Raw genomic sequence first — 18,770 nt, 5'->3', positions numbered from 1 at the left:
GTTCTTATATTATAATAATGGTGCTATTTTAACATAAGCAATGTAAAAAGTTAAGCGGCATTCGAAATCTGTTTTGCTGCCATAAACCCGAATGCTGCTGTCCGCTCTGGGCCCAGCAACACCCTTTGTGAGATACAGAAATCACGCAAATTTATAATTATGCGCCGAAATCCTCGGGCCATCTGTGATCTTTATCCACAAAAAACACATCGCAGAACATTGTCGGTAAACAGTAACAATTGCACTTCAAAAAATACGCAGTATAGCCATTTTCTGACAATGAAACGCTTGAAAAGAAAAGGGTAAGGGGGTATAATAAACATAGTGTAGTGCCCGAACAGACACTAGCGTTTTTGTTACATCAAGAAAGGAGCCATTTAATCATGGGATTTGTTGAACTGCTTAAAAAAAGAGCAAAAGAAAGCGTAAAAACAATTGTACTGCCAGAGACAGAGGATATGAGAACTCTTGAGGCAACTGACAAGATTCTGAAAGAGGGAGTTGCAAAGATCATCCTCATCGGTAATGAGGAAGAGATCAACAAGAAAGCTGCAGAGGGCGGCTTTGATATTTCCGGTGCACAGATCGTAGATCCGGAGAAATCTGACAGAACTCAGGCATATATTGATAAATTTGTAGAGCTGAGAGCAAAGAAGGGAATGACACCTGAGAAAGCGAAAGAGATCCTTCATACTCAGTACCCATACTATGGCGTAATGATGGTTAAGATGGGGGATGCAGACGGTATGGTATCCGGTGCATGCCATTCTACAGCAGATACACTTCGTCCATGCCTTCAGATCCTGAAGACAAAACCGGGAACCAAGCTTGTATCCGCATTCTTCCTGATCGTTGTTCCGGATTGCGAGTATGGTGCAAACGGTGCATTCGTATTTGCTGATTCCGGTCTGAACCAGAACCCGACTCCGGATGAGCTTTCTGCGATCGCAGCATCTTCTGCTGAGTCCTTTAAGCTTCTTGTTCAGGAGGAGCCGATCGTAGCTATGCTTTCCCACTCCACTAAGGGAAGTGCAAAGCATCCTGACGTAGATAAAGTCGTAGAGGCTACAAGAATTGCCAAAGAGGAGCATCCGGAGCTTAAACTTGACGGAGAGTTCCAGCTTGATGCAGCTATCGTTCCAAGCGTAGGCGCATCCAAAGCACCGGGAAGCGAAGTAGCAGGTAAAGCTAACGTACTGGTATTCCCTGACCTTGATGCAGGTAACATCGGATACAAGCTTGCTCAGCGTCTTGGTAAAGCAGAAGCATACGGACCTGTTACACAGGGTATCGCAAAACCTGTAAACGACCTGTCTCGCGGATGCTCTGCAGATGATATCGTAGGTGTTGTAGCGATCACAGCAGTACAGTGCCAGGCAGAGGATAAATAATTATTAAAAGATCAGGAGAGTTAAATCATGAACGTATTAGTTATCAACTGTGGAAGTTCTTCATTAAAATATCAGTTAATCGATTCTGAGACAGAGAATGTACTTGCAAAGGGTCTCTGCGAGAGAATCGGTATTGACGGAAGACTGGTATATCAGAAAGCCGGATGTGACAAAGAGATCACAGAGGCAGCTATGCCAACACATAAAGAAGCAATCCAGATGGTACTGGATGCTCTTACAAACGATAAAACAGGTGCGATCGGAAGCCTTAAAGAGGTTAATGCGATTGGACATCGTGTCGTACACGGAGGCGAGAAATTTGCTTCTTCTGCAGTGATCACAGACGAGATGATCAAAGCAGTAGAAGAGTGCAATGACCTTGCACCGCTCCACAACCCGGCTAACCTCATTGGTATCCGTGTATGTGCAGAGCTTATGCCAGGCGTACCACAGGTAGGCGTATTTGATACCGCTTTCCATCAGACAATGCCTGCTAAAGCATATCTCTATGGACTTCCGCTTGACTTCTACAAGAAATATAAAGTAAGAAGATACGGTTTCCACGGAACATCCCACAGCTTCGTATCCAAGAGAGCTGTTGATTTCCTTGGCCTTGACAAAGACAACTCCAAAGTTATCGTCTGCCACCTTGGAAACGGATCTTCCATCAGCGCAGTTGTAAATGGCAAATGTGTAGATACAACAATGGGTCTTACACCACTTGAAGGTGTTGTTATGGGAACTCGTTCCGGTAACATCGATCCGGCTATCATGGAGTTCATTGCTAAGAAAGAGAACCTGGACATTGAGGGCGTTATGAATGTACTCAACAAGAAATCTGGTCTTCTCGGACTTTCCGGCGGACTTTCCAGCGACTTCCGTGACCTCAACGAGGCAGCTGAAGGCGGAAACGAGGATGCAGCTAATGCCATCGACGTTCTCTGCTATAGCATCGCTAAATTCGTAGGCGGATATGTTGCAGCAATGAATGGTGTTGACGCGATCGTCTTCACAGCAGGTATCGGTGAGAATGCGATCCCGGTACGTGAGAAGGTTGTCAGCTATCTCGGATACCTTGGCGTAACACTTGACAAAGATGCTAACGGACATCGTGGCGAGGAAATCGTGATCTCCACACCGGACTCCAAGGTTAAGGTTGCAGTTATCCCGACAAACGAGGAGCTTGCAATCTGCCGTGAGACTGTAGCACTGGTATAATCAGCTGTTTCAGTACCGGTACAGAACCGTTCGGGCATGATCGGTAATCAGGCAGAATTATATATTACTGTGGATCAGCAGTATACATTCGGGGGGCGGACAATTAAAGGTCCACCCCCGTAATTTACCCCGAATTTCTGATTAAGCCAACAGTAACAAAAAATTAAAAAAATGTAATATTTTCCCGAAAATAACGTTGACAAATCACAAGACCATATGTATAATGGATTGAGTGTGGATAGGAGAGACTTATGCAGATTCATTTATTAGACATTTCTTCCTGTGATGGCAAGACGATCCAGGAATCAGTTGCTCCTGAACTGGAGAAGATTGATTTTCAGATGGGAAGTTTTCCGGTACTTGCGAAGGAACCGGTAGAGCTTACGATCACCAATACCGGTGATAAGGTTCTTGAGCTTACAGGAACTGGTAAGATCACAGTGGGCATTCCATGTGACCGCTGTCTTGAGACAGTAGCCGTCGAGATACCGCTGGAATTTAAGAAGAAGCTCGATATGAAGCTTTCTGATGAAGAGCGTGTCAATGATCTGGATGAAAGCAGCTATCTCACAGGTATGAACCTGGATGTGGACCGGTTGGTCTATCTTGAGGTATTGATATGCTGGCCTTTAAAGGTCTTATGTAAAGAAGACTGTAAAGGTATCTGCAGCCGCTGCGGGAAGAACCTGAACGAAGGTCCCTGCGGATGCAAGGAGGAGCCTAAGGATCCCCGCATGGCAGCTATCAGTGATATATTCAGTAAATTTAAGGAGGTGTAACCTATGTCCATTTGTCCTAAGAACAAATCTTCCAAAGCTAGACGTGACAAGAGAAGAGCGAACTGGAAAATGAGCGCTATGAACCTTGTTAAATGTAGCAAATGTGGAGCACTTATGATGCCACACAGAGTTTGCAAAGCTTGCGGAAGCTACAATAAGAAGGAAATCATCAAAGTTGAGGACTAATTTTAATTAGACAGTCAATATATGATGCGAAAAGAGTCTGGTATGCTGAGATAAGTATACCGGCTTTTTTTATACTCTGGGGGGAAATAAAAAAATATGAAACAGAACAAGAATCAGAAAAATACCGCCGTGAACCAGATCACAGAGGGTGTGATCTGGAAGCAGCTTCTGATATTCTTTTTTCCGATCTTGTTTGGAACTCTGTTCCAGCAGATCTACAATACTGCCGATACAGTTGTAGTAGGCCGCTTTGTGGGAAAAGAAGCATTGGCAGCAGTAGGAGGCTCATCCAGTATGATCGTGAATCTCATCGTAGGTTTTTTTGTAGGTTTATGTTCCGGTGCGTCTGTAGTGATTTCTCAGTTTTACGGAGCGAAAGACCACAAAAACCTTAAAAAAGCACTTCACACATCCATGATCTTCTGCCTGGCTGCCAGTATTATTGTGGGAACAGCAGGTTTTATCCTGGCTGAGCCGATCCTTCACCTGATGAAAACACCGGCAGAAGTAATTCCCGATTCTGTGCTGTACCTGCATATCTATTTTGCGGGAACATTTTTCAATCTGGTCTACAACATGGTATCCAGTATCCTAAGAGCGGTAGGAGATTCCAAAAGACCGCTCTATGTGCTGATCATTACCTGTTTGTTGAATATTTTGCTGGATGTTGTATTTGTAGTGATCTTCCATATGGGAGTCCTCGGTGTTGCACTTGCAACAGTCAGCTGCCAGGCAGTCAGTGCCATCCTTGTAACCTGGTTCCTGATGCGCGCAGAGGATATTTATCGTCTGGAATTTCATGAGATCCGTTTTGATCTCCGGTCTTTGGGGGCAGTTCTCAGGATTGGACTTCCGGCAGGACTGGAATCGGTGATGTATAATATTGCCAATCTCACCATTCAGATTTTTGTCAATGAACTGGGGACTGACACAGTGGCAGCCTGGGGAACTATGGGAAAGATTGATGCGGTGTTCTGGATGGTATGCAATGCTTTTGCCATCTCAATTACCACCTTTGTGGGACAGAATTATGGTGCCGGAAAATACCACCGCATGCGAAAAAGTGTCCGCGTCTGTATGGTGATGGCATACATTTCGGCGTTTATTGTAAGCGGAGCACTTATTCTGTTCGCAAATCCGATCTACCATTTGTTTACAACCGATCAGGTGGTTGTAGACATTGGGGTGCATATGATCCGTTTCCTGATTCCGTCCTATGCTATTTATGTTGTGATCGGAATTCTTTCCGGAGCGCTGCGTGGTGCCGGAAGAGTACTGGTTCCTATGATCCTGACCTGTGGAGGAGTCTGTCTTTTACGTATCATCTGGTTGTTTGCCTTTGTAAGATCTCATCCGGGGATCGACAGTATCATGCTCAGTTATCCGGTGTCCTGGATAATTACTGCGGTACTGTTTGTCATCTATTATTTTCGGCGATTTCCAGGTATGCAGAAAAAGAAATAACGATATATGAAAAGGTGCTGATTCTGTGTAATAGCAGTGATCAGCACCTTTGTTTTGTTCGAAAGATGTCGATTTATTACGTATAGATTTGATTGCCTGAAAGCTGAAAAAGAGGTATTCTGGATGCAGATAGATGAAACATATGTAATGGGGATGACCAGATATGTATAATCTGCAAAAAACAATACGATATGGTTTTTGGTTGATACTTGAAGTTATTGCGCTGTGTGTCGGTATGATTTATAACGCGAGAACTGTACGGGCTGAACCTGAAGTGCAGCAGCCGGCCAGAAAGGTAACAGAAGTTGTTACTGAAAAATGGACTGTGATCAGTGGAAAACGTCTGGATCTGATCCTGAAATATATGGGAGATATAAATTTTGAAAAAGAAGGAATCAGTCTTCGTATCCCTGCTTCTGTGGCACAAAGTTGGAAGGTAGCAGAGAATGGTACAATACAGGCACTGGTACAAAAGGTTTCCAATCATTCATATGAAATAAAGATCTATAAAGGCACTCAGAAGATCACGGATATTCCGGGGAGCCGGATCATGATACCGGTAAAAGCGATGTTTCCCAACGGAGGTCCGGAAACTATGGAAATTACGGATTCCAGAGGAAGAAAACTAAAGACATTCCTGGATAAAAAGCAGGATCTTCTGATCGTTGACACGGACGAGACAGGAATCTTCTGCGTAAGAGGTCGGAAAATAGATGATATAGAAGAGAATCCTTTTGCAGTGGCAGTCCTGACGACAGCAACAATGATAACAGTGCTGATCGTAGGAATCCGAAGCAGATCCGGAAAGCGAGGTGACAGTCATAAAGGAGAAAAGTAGGCAATGGACCCTGATCTTTGGACTTACTGTGGTGTTATCTATGACTGCTTTTTTTATGATGTATCTCATAAATAATGAATATACAGCGAAAGGCGAGCAGCCCATTCAGGGAATCCTTTGTCTGGATGATAAAGATGCGGCGGCAAAGCTACATTATCTTGCCAGGGAATGGCAATATTTTCCGGGAAAGCTGCTTACACCTGAGATGCTGAAAAAGGATCCAGGATATTACAGTTGTTATATTTCGATCGGAGAACGTAATGAAATGGAACTGGGGAATAAAGAGGCTTCTACGTATGGATGTGGGACATACCGGATGTTTCTGATCCTGCCCGAAGAGGAAAAAATCTGGGCGATATCTATGGCGGAGGTTTTTTCCGCATACCGAATCTATATCAATGGAGAACTGGCCGGGGAAGTGGGGGATCCTGACGAAAAAACCTATATGGACCGGATCATGAACCGTGTTTTTACGTTTCAGGGATCCGGGGTTGTGGAGATTGTCATAGCAGTAGCAGACAAAAGCCATATCAGACCCGGAATCCAGGCTATTCCGGTTTTGGGATCTCCGGTTCGTGTAAGCATACAGAGAGGACTGCGGGTACTCGGAAGCGGCTGTGCCATTGCGTTCTGTATCTGTATCATGTTTGGGACTCTTATGGTACATGTCAGAACCAGGACAAAAGAATTTGCTATTTTTAATCTGGTCTGTCTCTGTGTGGCAGGATATTCGTTATGCTCCCTGGTACATAATTTTTTTCTTCTTCCCACAAAGCCCTGGTATGCCCTGGAAACTATGATCTATTATCTGATCCTTTCCTGCATGATCCGGCTTGAGGATTGTATTATAGGAAAAAAAAGGGGCATATATCTGTTTCTTTTGATCGATCTCTGGATCGTAGTAGCTTTCTTTCTGGAGATTTTTGCGGATATACTTCCTTCAGCCAGGCTTCTTTATGATGTTGTCTGGATCAGTGAGGCAGTCAAATGGGTGGCAGCGATCTATATGCTGCTCAATACTTTTGGAGAAACAGATTGCAGATATGGAAAGATCGTTTTGGTGGGAACAACGATTTATGCCTGTTCCCTTGTGGCAGATCGGATAGGGTATCTTTATGAGCCGATTTTGGGAGGAGGTTTCCCGGAGACAGGTGGGCTGATACTGACAGCTGCGTTTGGCTGTGTTCTGTGGAGAGACCTGTCAGAAGCATATAAGATCAGTCTGACTTATGAGGTATATAGTCATCAGACTGAACTTCGTCTCCTTGCCCAGAAAAATCATTACGACCGATTAAAAGAACAGATGGAAGAAACCAGCCGTGTCCGTCATGATATGCGTCAGCACCTTCGTGTTCTGTCTGCATTACTGGAACGTGAGCAGTATGGAGAAATGCAGAAATACCTTTGCCGGTATACCCGTGAATTCCAGGAACGTTTGACCTATCATTCTTACTGTAAAAATCAGGTTGCCGATGCGATCTTACATTATTATGAAGAACTATGCAGAAAAAACGGGATCGTTTTTCAGTGTCAGGTAGAGGCACCGGAAAAAACAGGGATCCAGGATACAGATTTTTGTCGTCTCTTTGGAAATCTTCTGGAAAATGCCATAGAAGCGGCACAGCTTTGTCCGAAAGGCAGTTCCAGATTTGTCCGTGTACAGATACGTACCAGAAATAATAAACTTCTTATAAAAGAAGAAAACAGCTGCACAGATCCCTTACGCAGAAATAAAACAGGATTTTTTTCAGGTAAGCATTCCGGACAGGGGATCGGAACTGCGTCGATCATGGAAATTGCGGCACGTTATGGAGGGTTTGCGGATTTTCAGTCTGAAAATGGCATTTTTAAAGCTGAGATATTTCTTCATCTGACGCAAAGAGATACTGAAGATAGGCTTTACGGATAGCAGAAGAGCCACGTTTCCGGATCTGGACGACCTCCCCGTTGTCCAGAAGAAAGCCTTCTTCAGAAGCTTCCTGTATACGGTCCATATTGACGACACAGCCACGGTAACAGGAGAGAAAATTGGGACAGTCCCGGATCTGCTCCTCAAATTTGTGAAAGGTAAGATAAGACCGGACCGGACCGGCGTCGGTATGAAGGCACACTGCATTTCGGAATGTATCTGCATATAAAATACTGCGCAGAGGGACCCGGATGGGAACCCGGTCAGAAACGACTTCAATGTAACGGGATGCCAGTAAATGCCTGGATTGAAAGGAATCCAGAATGGAACAGAGTTTTTCTGGCTGAAATGGTTTCAGAAGATAATAGGAGGCTCCTACATCATAGCTTTCCACAGCGAAATCACTGCTGGTAGTGACAAAAACAAGGATGCAGTTATCGGACTGTCTTCGGATCCTGCGCGCAGCTTCCATACCTGTCATTCCGTCCATATAAATATCCAGGAACAGGATCTGAAATTTTCCGGGCTGATAATCTTCAAAAAATTCTTCTGCGCTGGAAAAATGACAGATTTCTGCCCGGATCTGTTTTTTCTCAAAATAGGAAACAGCGATATTCTTCAGGGTTTCTGCATCCGTTGAGATGTCATCAATAATTGCAATATTCAAAATAATATAACCTCCGGTTTATAAAAGAGTAGTAAAAATAGTATATCATAACTTTTATGTATATCCAATATCGGATTTTGGCCTGAAATGACGTATTGTGTAGAAAATTATCAGGGATAAACGTGCTTTTAGCAGATATTTAAAATAAAAATGTCATATTTCATGGAAACTGTCATTTTGTCACAGGTCTGTTGTCATTTCCTGCTATTTTTTTTACAATAGCGTCAAAAGATACGAAAGGCGGTGGATATACGAAAAATAATGGCAGCAGCTGGCGACACCAGAAACTGTTGACCAAGATCCAGATAAAAAACAATCCCCCAAGAGGGCTGTACTTCCAGATTCGAGGTACAGCCCTTTCCCCTGTCATAACAGTGATTCTTGACGGAATCGTGGAAATTCGCTATCATGGAAATGATTTTTATATACTTTGGAAAAAAACGGAGAAAATGCGCATGAACATTCTTAATATAGAACATATCCACAAAATTTTTGGAGATAAGGTGATATTTGATGATATCTCCTGCGGCATCGATCAGGGAGAAAAAATAGGTATCATCGGTGTAAACGGAACCGGTAAAACTACTTTGCTCCGCGTGATCGCTGGAGAGGAAGAACCGGACGAAGGGCAGGTGATCACCCAGAACGGGATCCGGATCAGCTGGCTTCCCCAGACTCCGGAATTTCCGCAGCATATGACCATTCTGGACTATGTGGCAGAAGGCAAATGGCAGAAGGACTGGAGTACCGAAAGTGAGGCCAGACGCATGCTGAATACACTTGGTATTACCGATCAGAATATTAATATGGATAATCTTTCCGGTGGTGAAAAGAAAAGAGTGGCGCTGGCAAGGATGCTTTTAAATCCAGCTGACATTCTGATCCTGGATGAGCCTACCAATCATCTGGACGGAGAAATGGTCATATGGCTGGAAGATTTTCTCCGGAATTTTCGTGGGACGGTGATCATGGTCACTCATGACCGTTATTTCTTGGATCGTGTGGCAAACCGGATCCTGGAGATCAGCCACGGAAAATTATATTCCTATGCAGGAGATTATTCCAGATTTCTGGAGCTGAAAGCGCAGAGAGAGGAAATGGAGCTTGCCAGTGACCGGAAGCGCCGCAGTGTACTTCGGATGGAACTGGAATGGGCAGCAAGAGGCTGCCGTGCCAGAAGTACAAAACAGAGAGCAAGGCTTGACCGTTTGGAAGCACTGAAGGCGGGAAAAACCCCGCTGAAAGAGCAGAATGTGGAAATGGATTCCATTGAGACCCGTATGGGAAAGAAAACCATAGAGTTTCATCATGTAAGTAAAACCATCGAAGGTCGTCTTTTGATCAATGATTTTGATCATATTGTTCTTCGTGATCAGCGTCTCGGGATCATCGGACCAAATGGCTGCGGTAAGTCCACACTTCTTAAAATGGCAGATGGACTGATCTTGCCGGATTCCGGAGAGATTCAGATCGGAGAAACGATCCGTATCGGGTATCTTGCCCAAAACGTTCCGGATATGGATGGAAGACAGCGGGTGATCGATTATATCCGTGAGGTGGCGGAATATGTTCCGACAAAAGAAGGAAGGATCACAGCTTCCCAGATGCTTGAGAGATTTCTTTTTGATCCGGCCATGCAGTACACTCCGGTGGAGAAGCTTTCCGGAGGTGAGAAGCGAAGACTGTATCTTCTGAAGGTTCTGATGGAGGCGCCAAATGTTCTTCTTCTTGATGAGCCCGGAAATGATCTTGATATTCCCACCATGACCATTCTTGAGGACTATCTGGATTCTTTTTCCGGCATCGTGATCACGGTGTCCCATGACCGCTATTTCCTGGATAATGTGGTGAACCGTATTATGGCATTTGAGGGAGATGGCCGGCTTGTCCAGTATGAGGGCGGTTATACGGATTATCTGGAAGCAAAGGAAAGAAAGGGACAGTCTCTGGAAACGCGTTCAGATATGAATGGCGGTACAGTACAGGGAGAAACAGCTGAGCCTGAGAAAAAGAAATCCGCTGCAGATACCTGGAAACAGAACCGGAAACAGAAACTGAAATTCACCTATAAAGAACAGAAAGAATTTGACACTATTGACGATGACATTGCAGCATTGGAAGAACGTCTGGAGCAGATTGACAAAGAGATGGCTGCCAATGCCACAAATGCGGGAAAACTCCGGGAGCTTTCCGACGAGCAGCAGGAAATCCAGCAGAAGCTGGACGAAAAAATGGATCGCTGGGTATATTTAAATGATCTTGCAGAGCAGATTGAAAATCAGAAAGAGTAAAAGATATTGACTTCTCAGGCAAAACTCTAGTATCATAAATAACGGTACGTTAACCGGATAAACTGCAAAGCAGTTATTCGGTTATGAGTAGGTAGCGAATGCGGATTTCGAATATCCGCTTAACTTTTGGTACTCTGCAATGAAAATCCTTATACGGATGTGTATGAGGATTTTCACTACAGTGTACCATATGCATTCCGAAAAGATTTCGGACAGAGAAAGGACAACATATGTCAGAAATGGTAAAAGTCGTTGTAGATGCAATGGGTGGTGACAATGCTCCCGAGGAACCGGTAAAAGCCGCAGTGGAAGCTGTGAAAGAAAAAGAGAACATCCAGGTCATCCTTACAGGAGTACAGGATGTGATCGAAGCAGAGCTTCGGAAATACCCGGATTATCCTAAGGACAGGATCCGTGTGGTGCATGCGTCTCAGGTGATCGAGACTGCGGAACCTCCGGTCATGGCTATCCAGAAAAAGAAAGATTCCTCTATTGTAGTGGGATTAAATCTTGTAAAAAAACAGGAGGCCGATGCCTTTGTTTCCTCCGGAAGCACCGGTGCGGTACTGGTAGGAGGCCAGGTGATCGTAGGCAGGATCAAAGGGATCCGGAGACCACCTCTTGCTCCGCTGATCCCTACGGCAAAGGGCGTTTCCCTTCTGATCGACTGTGGTGCCAATGTAGATGCGAGACCAGATCATCTGGTACAGTTTGCGCAGATGGGTTCCATCTATATGGAAAATGTAGTGGGTATTAAGAAACCAAGAGTTGCTATCGTTAATAACGGTGCTGAGGAAGAAAAGGGCAATGCGCTGGTAAAGGCTACCTTCCCTCTGTTAAAAGCATGTAAGGATATCAATTTCATCGGAAGTATTGAGGCGAGAGATATCCCGTCAGGTTATGCAGATGTAGTAGTCTGTGAAGCTTTTGTAGGAAATGTGATCCTCAAGCTTTATGAAGGTGTTGGAGCTACTCTGATATCTATGATCAAAAAAGGTATGATGACAAACATTCGCAGTAAAATGGGAGCTCTGATGGTAAAACCTGCTCTTAAGGAAACCTTAAAATCATTTGATGCCAGTGAATATGGCGGAGCACCGCTTCTTGGTCTGAAAGGTCTTGTGGTCAAAAGCCACGGAAGTGCCAAAAGCGTAGAAATCCGTCATGCGATCTTTCAGTGCGAGCAGTTTAAGGAAGAGAAGATCAATGAAAAGATCGAGGAGTTTATAGCAGCCGAGCAGAAAGCACAGGCAGAAGAAAAAAGCGAAAAAAAATAAAACCGGGATTGCCGGAAATATTACAGACAGAACAGGAGGCGAACAGTCGTGGAACTGGAAATGCTGAAGACCATCATCGAAAAAACTCTGGGAAGAAATATGGATGCCATTACAGAAAAAACTACCTTTGTGGATGATCTGGGAGTGGATTCTCTGGATTTTTTTCAGATTCTTATTGATCTGGAGGAAACTTTTGATGTTCGTATCGCCCCGGAGGAAGCCGAGGAGATCGTTACTGTCGGCGATGCAGTGGAGACTCTTCGCCGAGTAACGAAGGGAAGAAGAAATGGAAAATAATTTAAAAAAGCTGGAGCAGACTATCGGATACCAGTTTACCGCAAAATCTTTATTGGAGCAGGCAATGACACACAGCTCCTATGCCAACGAAAAACACCTTGGAAAGCTTGGATGCAATGAGCGTCTGGAGTTTCTTGGAGATGCGGTGCTGGAGCTGATCAGCAGTGATTTCTTGTACAAAAAATTCCGGAATAATCAGGAAGGTGAGTTGACCAAGAAACGTGCCAGCATGGTATGTGAAAAGAGTCTTGCCTACTGTGCAAGAGAATTCGGGCTTCCGGAGTTTATCCTCCTTGGAAGAGGTGAGGAAATGATGGGCGGTCGTAAAAGAGATTCCATCGTTTCTGATGCCCTGGAATCTCTGATCGGGGCTATGTATCTGGACGGTGGATTTGAACCGGCACAGGCTTTTGTTATGAAATTTATCCTGAACGATCTGGAGGATAAGAGGATTTTTTATGACAGCAAGACAGTGCTTCAGGAAATGGTACAGGAAGGCGGAAATCATCCGGTGGAATATCGTCTTCTGAAAGAAGAGGGACCGGACCACAGCAAGAGCTTTACTGTGGAGGCGCTGATCAATGGAAAAAGTATGGGAACCGGAATCGGCCATACAAAAAAGGCAGCAGAACAGGCTGCAGCTCTAGAGGCAATACGCAGTATAAAATAACAGCAGGTGGCCAATGTATCTGAAAAATATAGAGGTGCAGGGATTTAAATCCTTTGCACAGAAAATAAATTTTGAATTTCATAACGGGATCACCGGCATCGTAGGACCTAACGGCAGCGGAAAAAGTAATGTTGGCGATGCAGTCCGCTGGGTTCTGGGAGAACAGAGCGCCAAGCAGCTTCGAGGCGGGAATATGCAGGATGTTATCTTTTCAGGAACGGAGCTTCGCAAGCCTCTGAGCTTTGCGTCCGTGGCTATTACACTTGATAACAGTGATCACAAGCTCCCGGTGGATTTTGAAGAAGTAACCGTTACCAGAAGACTGTATCGTTCCGGTGAGAGCGAATACCGCATCAACGGCAGCTCCTGTCGTTTAAAGGACATCAATGAGATGTTCTATGATACCGGTATCGGAAAAGAAGGATATTCCATCATCGGACAGGGTCAGATCGATAAGATCTTAAGTGGAAAACCCGAAGAACGCCGAGAGCTTTTTGACGAGGCAGCCGGGATCGTCAAATTTAAAAGACGAAAAAATACCACACTGAAGAAGCTTGAGGAAGAACAACAGAATCTGGTCCGTGTCACGGACATCTTAAGTGAGCTGACCAAGCAGCTGGAACCGCTGGAACGTCAGTCTGAGACTGCAAAAATATATCTGGCAAAAAGAGAAAATCTGAAAGAGCTGGATATAAATATGTTCCTCCTGGAATATGAACACACCGGAAATCTGATCCGCGAGCTGGAAGAAAAAACCAGGATCGCAGAAAATCAGTTAAAAGAAGCCCAGGATGCTCATAGTCGTACCAAGGATGAATATGAACGTCTGGAAAAAATACTGGAAGAGCTGAATGAGCGGATGGAGGCGTTGCGGGAAGAAAGCCGGGATCGTGCTATCCGTAAACAACAGCTGTCCGGTGAGATCAATGTTCTTCATGAACAGATCCTGGCAGGAGAGCAGAATGACAGTCATTATCGCAGCCGTCTTTTAGCAGTTCAGGAAGATACGGAGAAAAAATCTGCAGACCAGAAGGCTCTGGAAGAGCAAAAAGCAGATCTTCAGGCAAATTTACGGGAGATCGACAGAAAACTTGCTGACGAGCAGAAAAAAATGGACAATATCCAGAGCAGCATCGAAGAATGCACCCAGGCAGTGGAAGATGGTAAGAATGAGATCATTGAAATCCTTAATTCCCGTGCAAACACCAAAGGTAAGGCACAGCGTTTTGATGCCATGAAGGAGCAGCTGGATATCCGGAAAGCAGGAATCAGTCAGAGGATCCTTTCCCTGAAAACCCAGGAAGAGGAGCAGCAGTCAGCGATCGATCAGGCACAGAAGGAATACGACACTATCACGAAAGCCATTCAGGAAACCAGAGAAGAAGGCAGCCGTCTTACAAAAGAGATACATGCCATTCAGGAAACCCTTAAACAGCAGAATACACAGCTGGAAAAGGAACAGACGTCCTATCATAGAGAGGCATCCAGACTGGAATCCCTCCGCAATATCACAGAACGTTATGATGGATATGGAAACAGTATCCGCCGTGTCATGGAACAGAAGAATCATGTTCCTGGGATCCGTGGCGTAGTGGCGGATATCATTCACGTTGAAAAAAATTATGAGATCGCTATTGAGACAGCTCTTGGCGGAAGTATTCAGAATATCGTTACGGATAACGAGCAGACTGCTAAGCAGATGATCGAATTCCTGAAGAAAAACCGGTATGGTCGTGCGACTTTTCTCCCGTTAAACAGCATTTCTTCAAGAGGCGAGTTTAATCAGAGAGGTGCTTTGAACGAACCGGGAGCTATTGGTCTTGCCAGTGGCCTGGTAACTGCAGAGAAGGAATATGACGGTCTGATCGGGTATCTTCTTGGCAGAGTGCTGGTGGTGGATCATATCGATCATGCTATTGCCATTGCCAGAAAATACCGACACAGTATCCGTATGGTAACGTTGGAGGGAGAATCCTTAAGTCCAGGCGGTTCCATGACCGGTGGAGCTTTTAAGAACAACAGCAATCTTCTTGGGCGTCGTCGTGAGATCGAGGAACTGGAAAAGAAGGTAAAAGAGCTGGCAGCCGGGTATCATGAGATCCGACAGTCCATGGAAGATAACCGCAGCAGAAGAAATGAGATGCGTGATGCTGTGGCGGCGCTGCAGCAGAAATTTCAGGAACAATCCATTCAGCAGAATACAGCCAGGTTGAACATTGAACAGCTGGAGAAAAAAGCGGAGGAGATCCGCGGCGGTTATACCAGGATTGAGAGGGAGCAGGAGGAGATCCGTCTTCAGGCAAGAGACATGCAGGCAGATAACATAAAGATCACGCAGGAACTTGAAGCATCCAAAAGGGATGAGGAAGAGCTGGAAACGTTTATCGAGACCCGGCAGAAGGAACTGGAGGACTGGAAAAAGGACGAAGCGGAGACTTCAGAGAAGCTGGAAAGGATTCGTCTTGACGCATCTGCATCCCAGCAGAAGGAAAGCTTCATAAAGGAAAATCTGCGGCGTCTGAAAGAGGAGATCGAAGTTCTTTCGAAAGAGAGGGAAGAAATTCTGGATTCTCTGGAAAAAGGCAGCCAGGAAACTGCAGAAAAGAGAAAGACGATCGACAAGGTCCGTAAGGAGATCGAAGGCTTTGCCGCAAAAGAAGAGGCGGCTGCAAAACAGCTGGAAAAATGGCAGCAGGAAAAGGAAGAGCGCACAAAAAGCCATAAGGAGTTTTTTGAAAAGCGTGATGAGCTGTCTGGCCAGATCAGTCTTCTGGACAAAGAATGCTTCCGACTGAAGACTCAGGCAGAAAAGATCGAAGAGAACCGGGAAGCAAGGATTTCCTATATGTGGGAAGAATACGAGATCACTCCGAATAATGCCTTGCAGTACAGGAAAGAAGAAATGAATGACAGGCATGTGATGAAGCAGCAGATCCATAAATTAAAGGACGAGATCCGAGCTCTTGGCTCTGTCAACGTCAATGCCATTGAGGATTACAAAGAACTTCTGGAACGGCATACGTTCTTAAGCGGTCAGTACAACGATCTTTTGGAGGCGGAAAAAACGCTGGAACAGATCATCCAGGAGTTGGATGAGGGCATGCGGAAGCAGTTCACCGAAAAATTCGGAGAGATCCAGAAAGAATTTGATAAAGCCTTCAAAGAACTGTTCGGCGGAGGCCGGGGAACTCTGGAACTTGCGGAAGACGAGGATATCCTTGAGGCAGGGATCCGGATCATTTCCCAGCCGCCCGGAAAAAAACTTCAGAACATGATGCAGCTTTCCGGTGGAGAAAAAGCACTGACAGCCATTGCACTTCTTTTTGCGATCCAGAATCTGAAGCCTTCACCATTCTGTCTTCTGGATGAGATCGAGGCTGCACTGGATGATTCCAATGTAGGACGTTTTGCGGGATATCTTCAGAAGTTGACGAAGAACACACAATTTATTATAATAACACATAGACGTGGTACCATGAATGCAGCAGACAGGCTTTATGGAATTACCATGCAGGAAAAAGGGGTATCCACGCTGGTATCCGTAGATTTAGTAGAGAACCAGCTTACCCAGTAGCAGAGGGGATGAATCAGTATGGCAGAAGAAAAAAAAGGATTTTTTAAACGTCTGGTAAGTGGACTTACCAAAACGCGAGACAATATCGTTGCCGGATTTGATTCCATTTTCAGCGGTTTTTCCAGTATTGATGATGATTTTTATGAAGAACTGGAAGAGATCCTGATCATGGGAGATATCGGCATTAACGCAACCACCTCCATTCTGGAGCATTTAAAGGAGCAGGTTGCTGAGCAGCATATCAAGGAGCCGTCCCAGTGCAAACAGCTTCTGATCGACAGCATCAAAAAACAGATGCAGGTAGAAAGCACAGAATATGAGTTTGAGAACCGGAAATCCGTGATCCTTGTGATCGGTGTCAATGGAGTAGGTAAGACTACCTCTGTAGGCAAGCTGGCCGGTAAATTAAAGGATCAGGGAAAAAAGGTCATCCTCGGAGCTGCAGATACCTTCCGTGCGGCAGCCGGGGAGCAGCTGACACAGTGGGCCAACCGTGCAGGCGTTGAGATCATCGGCGGCCAGGACGGAGCAGATCCGGCATCTGTTGTCTATGATGCAGTGGCAGCAGCCAAAGCCAGAAATGCAGATATTCTGATCTGCGATACCGCAGGAAGACTTCATAATAAGAAAAACCTTATGGAAGAGCTTCGCAAGATTTACCGTATTCTGGAACGTGAGTATCCGGAAGCATATTTGGAAACGCTGGTAGTTCTTGACGGAACCACGGGCCAGAATGCGCTTTCCCAGGCAAGACAGTTTGCCGAGGTCGCAAACGTTACCGGAATCATTCTTACCAAACTTGATGGTACAGCCAAGGGCGGAATCGCAGTAGCGATCCAGTCTGAGCTTGACATACCAGTAAAATACATCGGAGTAGGCGAAAGTATCGATGACCTGCAGAAATTTGATGCAGACGCATTTGTAAACGCCCTCTTTGACGTAGAAGAAAGGAGCTAAATACAAATGCTTACATTAGAGAGCTTTGAGGAAGCGGCAGCAAAAGTAAAAGAAGTGACACAGGAAACAAAGCTGATATACAGCAGTTATTTCTCAGATATGACGGGAAATAAGGTTTATCTGAAGCCAGAGAATATGCAGCGTACCGGTGCATATAAGGTGCGTGGCGCATATTACAAGATCAGCACACTTTCTGACGAAGAGAGGAACAAAGGTCTGATCACTGCATCTGCAGGAAATCATGCCCAGGGTGTTGCTTATGCTGCACATAAATATGGAGTAAAAGCAGTCATTGTCATGCCAACTACCACACCACTGATCAAGGTAGAGCGCACCAAGAGTTACGGTGCGGAGGTTATCCTTCACGGCGACGTGTATGACGAAGCCTGCGCACACGCACTTGCCCTTGCAGAAGAAAAAGGATATACCTTTATCCATCCATTTGACGATCCGGCAGTAGCAACCGGTCAGGGAACTATCGCCATGGAGATCGTACAGGAACTTCCGCTTGTAGATTACATTCTGGTACCGATCGGAGGGGGCGGACTTGCTACAGGTGTTTCTACACTTGCGAAGCTTCTGAACCCACACATCAAAGTCATCGGTGTTGAGCCGGCAGGCGCAGCATGTATGAAGGCATCCCTGGAGAAAGGGGAGGTCGTAACGCTTCCTCACGTAAATACTATTGCAGATGGTACTGCAGTACAGACTCCGGGAAAAAATATCTTCCCATATATCCAGGAAAATCTGGACGATATCATTACCATCGATGATGATGAGCTGATCGTGGCTTTTTTGGATATGGTAGAAAACCACAAGATGATCGTAGAGAACTCCGGACTTCTTACTGTAGCCGCTCTCCGTCATCTGGATGTAAAGAATAAGAAGATCGTTTCCATCTTAAGCGGTGGAAATATGGATGTGATCACCATGTCATCGGTTGTACAGCACGGACTGATCCAGCGTGACCGTATCTTTACCGTATCCGTACTTATTCCGGATAAGCCAGGTGAACTGGTACGTGTTGCAAGTGTGATCGCTGAAAATCAGGGTAATGTTATCAAACTGGATCATAACCAGTTTGTAAGTACCAACCGAAATGCAGCCGTAGAACTTCGGATCACTATGGAAGCATTCGGAACAGATCATAAGAATCAGATCGTTGCAGCTCTGGAAAAAGCGGGTTGCAAACCGAGAGTGGTACGTGCTATACTGTAGGACGTGTTATATTGCAATAACTGAAACTTCTGAC

The 18,770-nt window shown here is 45.2% G+C and carries 15 protein-coding genes; 14 read left to right on the top strand and 1 reads right to left on the bottom strand.

Annotated elements, in window-relative coordinates; genetic code table 11:
• The first annotated feature begins 383 nt into the window (after positions 1-383).
• From pta to DWW77_RS03290, 7 genes are all read left to right on the top strand, one after another.
• The gene (gene pta, locus DWW77_RS03320; protein ID WP_015525244.1) at positions 384-1,391 is read left to right on the top strand and encodes a phosphate acetyltransferase; all 1,008 of its coding nucleotides are present in this window, start codon (positions 384-386) and stop codon (positions 1,389-1,391) included.
• A gap of 27 nt (positions 1,392-1,418) precedes the next feature.
• On the top strand, positions 1,419-2,609 hold the full coding sequence (locus tag DWW77_RS03315; RefSeq protein WP_021652542.1) for an acetate/propionate family kinase: 1,191 nt from the start codon (positions 1,419-1,421) through the stop codon (positions 2,607-2,609).
• A gap of 251 nt (positions 2,610-2,860) precedes the next feature.
• Positions 2,861-3,388, top strand: coding sequence for a YceD family protein (locus DWW77_RS03310; protein ID WP_015525242.1), 528 nt, complete (start codon positions 2,861-2,863; stop codon positions 3,386-3,388).
• A gap of 3 nt (positions 3,389-3,391) precedes the next feature.
• Positions 3,392-3,574, top strand: a complete 183-nt coding sequence (gene rpmF / locus DWW77_RS03305) for a 50S ribosomal protein L32 (protein WP_015525241.1) — start codon at positions 3,392-3,394, stop codon at positions 3,572-3,574.
• A gap of 96 nt (positions 3,575-3,670) precedes the next feature.
• Positions 3,671-5,038: an MATE family efflux transporter gene (locus tag DWW77_RS03300; RefSeq protein WP_021652545.1), complete on the top strand. Its 1,368-nt coding sequence runs from the start codon at positions 3,671-3,673 to the stop codon at positions 5,036-5,038.
• A gap of 235 nt (positions 5,039-5,273) precedes the next feature.
• Positions 5,274-5,876, top strand: a complete 603-nt coding sequence (locus tag DWW77_RS03295; protein WP_147419579.1) for a hypothetical protein — start codon at positions 5,274-5,276, stop codon at positions 5,874-5,876.
• A 40-nt stretch (positions 5,877-5,916) separates the two neighbouring features.
• A complete protein-coding gene (locus DWW77_RS03290; RefSeq protein ID WP_118608056.1) occupies positions 5,917-7,785 on the top strand; it encodes a GHKL domain-containing protein in 1,869 nt (622 codons plus the stop codon).
• On the opposite strand, the gene DWW77_RS03285 is transcribed toward DWW77_RS03290, so the two are convergent.
• Positions 7,724-8,452 (bottom strand): LytR/AlgR family response regulator transcription factor, encoded by a 729-nt coding sequence (locus DWW77_RS03285; protein WP_022427038.1) that lies wholly within the window; start codon positions 8,450-8,452, stop codon positions 7,724-7,726. The genes DWW77_RS03290 and DWW77_RS03285 overlap by 62 nt on opposite strands.
• 455 nt (positions 8,453-8,907) lie before the next feature.
• Here DWW77_RS03285 and DWW77_RS03280 point away from each other — a divergent pair, with 455 nt between their 5' ends.
• From DWW77_RS03280 to ilvA, 7 genes are all read left to right on the top strand, one after another.
• Positions 8,908-10,743 carry an ABC-F family ATP-binding cassette domain-containing protein gene (locus DWW77_RS03280; protein ID WP_022427037.1) on the top strand — a complete coding sequence of 612 codons (1,836 nt, stop codon included), beginning with the start codon at positions 8,908-8,910 and terminating at the stop codon, positions 10,741-10,743.
• Positions 10,744-10,973: 230 nt separating this feature from the next.
• Positions 10,974-12,020 (top strand): phosphate acyltransferase PlsX, encoded by a 1,047-nt coding sequence (gene plsX, locus DWW77_RS03275; protein WP_021652553.1) that lies wholly within the window; start codon positions 10,974-10,976, stop codon positions 12,018-12,020.
• A gap of 48 nt (positions 12,021-12,068) precedes the next feature.
• Positions 12,069-12,317 (top strand): acyl carrier protein, encoded by a 249-nt coding sequence (locus tag DWW77_RS03270; protein ID WP_021652554.1) that lies wholly within the window; start codon positions 12,069-12,071, stop codon positions 12,315-12,317.
• Complete coding sequence (gene rnc, locus DWW77_RS03265) at positions 12,307-12,987, top strand: ribonuclease III (RefSeq protein WP_022427036.1); 681 nt, start codon at positions 12,307-12,309, stop codon at positions 12,985-12,987. Before DWW77_RS03270 ends, rnc begins: the two co-directional genes overlap by 11 nt.
• A 13-nt stretch (positions 12,988-13,000) precedes the next feature.
• The gene (smc, locus tag DWW77_RS03260; protein ID WP_022427035.1) at positions 13,001-16,561 is read left to right on the top strand and encodes a chromosome segregation protein SMC; all 3,561 of its coding nucleotides are present in this window, start codon (positions 13,001-13,003) and stop codon (positions 16,559-16,561) included.
• An 18-nt stretch (positions 16,562-16,579) separates the two neighbouring features.
• Positions 16,580-17,518: a signal recognition particle-docking protein FtsY gene (ftsY, locus tag DWW77_RS03255; RefSeq protein WP_015525230.1), complete on the top strand. Its 939-nt coding sequence runs from the start codon at positions 16,580-16,582 to the stop codon at positions 17,516-17,518.
• Positions 17,519-17,524: 6 nt separating this feature from the next.
• Positions 17,525-18,736 carry a threonine ammonia-lyase gene (gene ilvA, locus DWW77_RS03250; protein WP_015525229.1) on the top strand — a complete coding sequence of 404 codons (1,212 nt, stop codon included), beginning with the start codon at positions 17,525-17,527 and terminating at the stop codon, positions 18,734-18,736.
• Positions 18,737-18,770 lie beyond the last annotated feature (34 nt).

Origin of the sequence: Ruminococcus sp. AF17-12 (genome assembly GCF_003479245.1) — a bacterium.
Classification (GTDB): Bacteria; Bacillota; Clostridia; order Lachnospirales; family Lachnospiraceae; genus Blautia_A; species Blautia_A fusiformis.
This window is presented reverse-complemented; position numbering and strand designations above follow the sequence as displayed.

Excerpts from the sequence above, each read along its gene's own strand:
- pta (WP_015525244.1), top strand. The coding sequence starts at position 384 with ATGGGATTTGTTGAACTGCTTAAAAAAAGAGCAAAAGAAAGCGTAAAA.
- DWW77_RS03315 (WP_021652542.1), top strand. The coding sequence starts at position 1,419 with ATGAACGTATTAGTTATCAACTGTGGAAGTTCTTCATTAAAATATCAG.
- DWW77_RS03310 (WP_015525242.1), top strand. The coding sequence starts at position 2,861 with ATGCAGATTCATTTATTAGACATTTCTTCCTGTGATGGCAAGACGATC.
- rpmF (WP_015525241.1), top strand. The coding sequence starts at position 3,392 with ATGTCCATTTGTCCTAAGAACAAATCTTCCAAAGCTAGACGTGACAAG.
- DWW77_RS03300 (WP_021652545.1), top strand. The coding sequence starts at position 3,671 with ATGAAACAGAACAAGAATCAGAAAAATACCGCCGTGAACCAGATCACA.
- DWW77_RS03295 (WP_147419579.1), top strand. The coding sequence starts at position 5,274 with ATGATTTATAACGCGAGAACTGTACGGGCTGAACCTGAAGTGCAGCAG.
- DWW77_RS03290 (WP_118608056.1), top strand. The coding sequence starts at position 5,917 with ATGACTGCTTTTTTTATGATGTATCTCATAAATAATGAATATACAGCG.
- DWW77_RS03280 (WP_022427037.1), top strand. The coding sequence starts at position 8,908 with ATGAACATTCTTAATATAGAACATATCCACAAAATTTTTGGAGATAAG.
- plsX (WP_021652553.1), top strand. The coding sequence starts at position 10,974 with ATGTCAGAAATGGTAAAAGTCGTTGTAGATGCAATGGGTGGTGACAAT.
- rnc (WP_022427036.1), top strand. The coding sequence starts at position 12,307 with ATGGAAAATAATTTAAAAAAGCTGGAGCAGACTATCGGATACCAGTTT.
- smc (WP_022427035.1), top strand. The coding sequence starts at position 13,001 with ATGTATCTGAAAAATATAGAGGTGCAGGGATTTAAATCCTTTGCACAG.
- ftsY (WP_015525230.1), top strand. The coding sequence starts at position 16,580 with ATGGCAGAAGAAAAAAAAGGATTTTTTAAACGTCTGGTAAGTGGACTT.
- ilvA (WP_015525229.1), top strand. The coding sequence starts at position 17,525 with ATGCTTACATTAGAGAGCTTTGAGGAAGCGGCAGCAAAAGTAAAAGAA.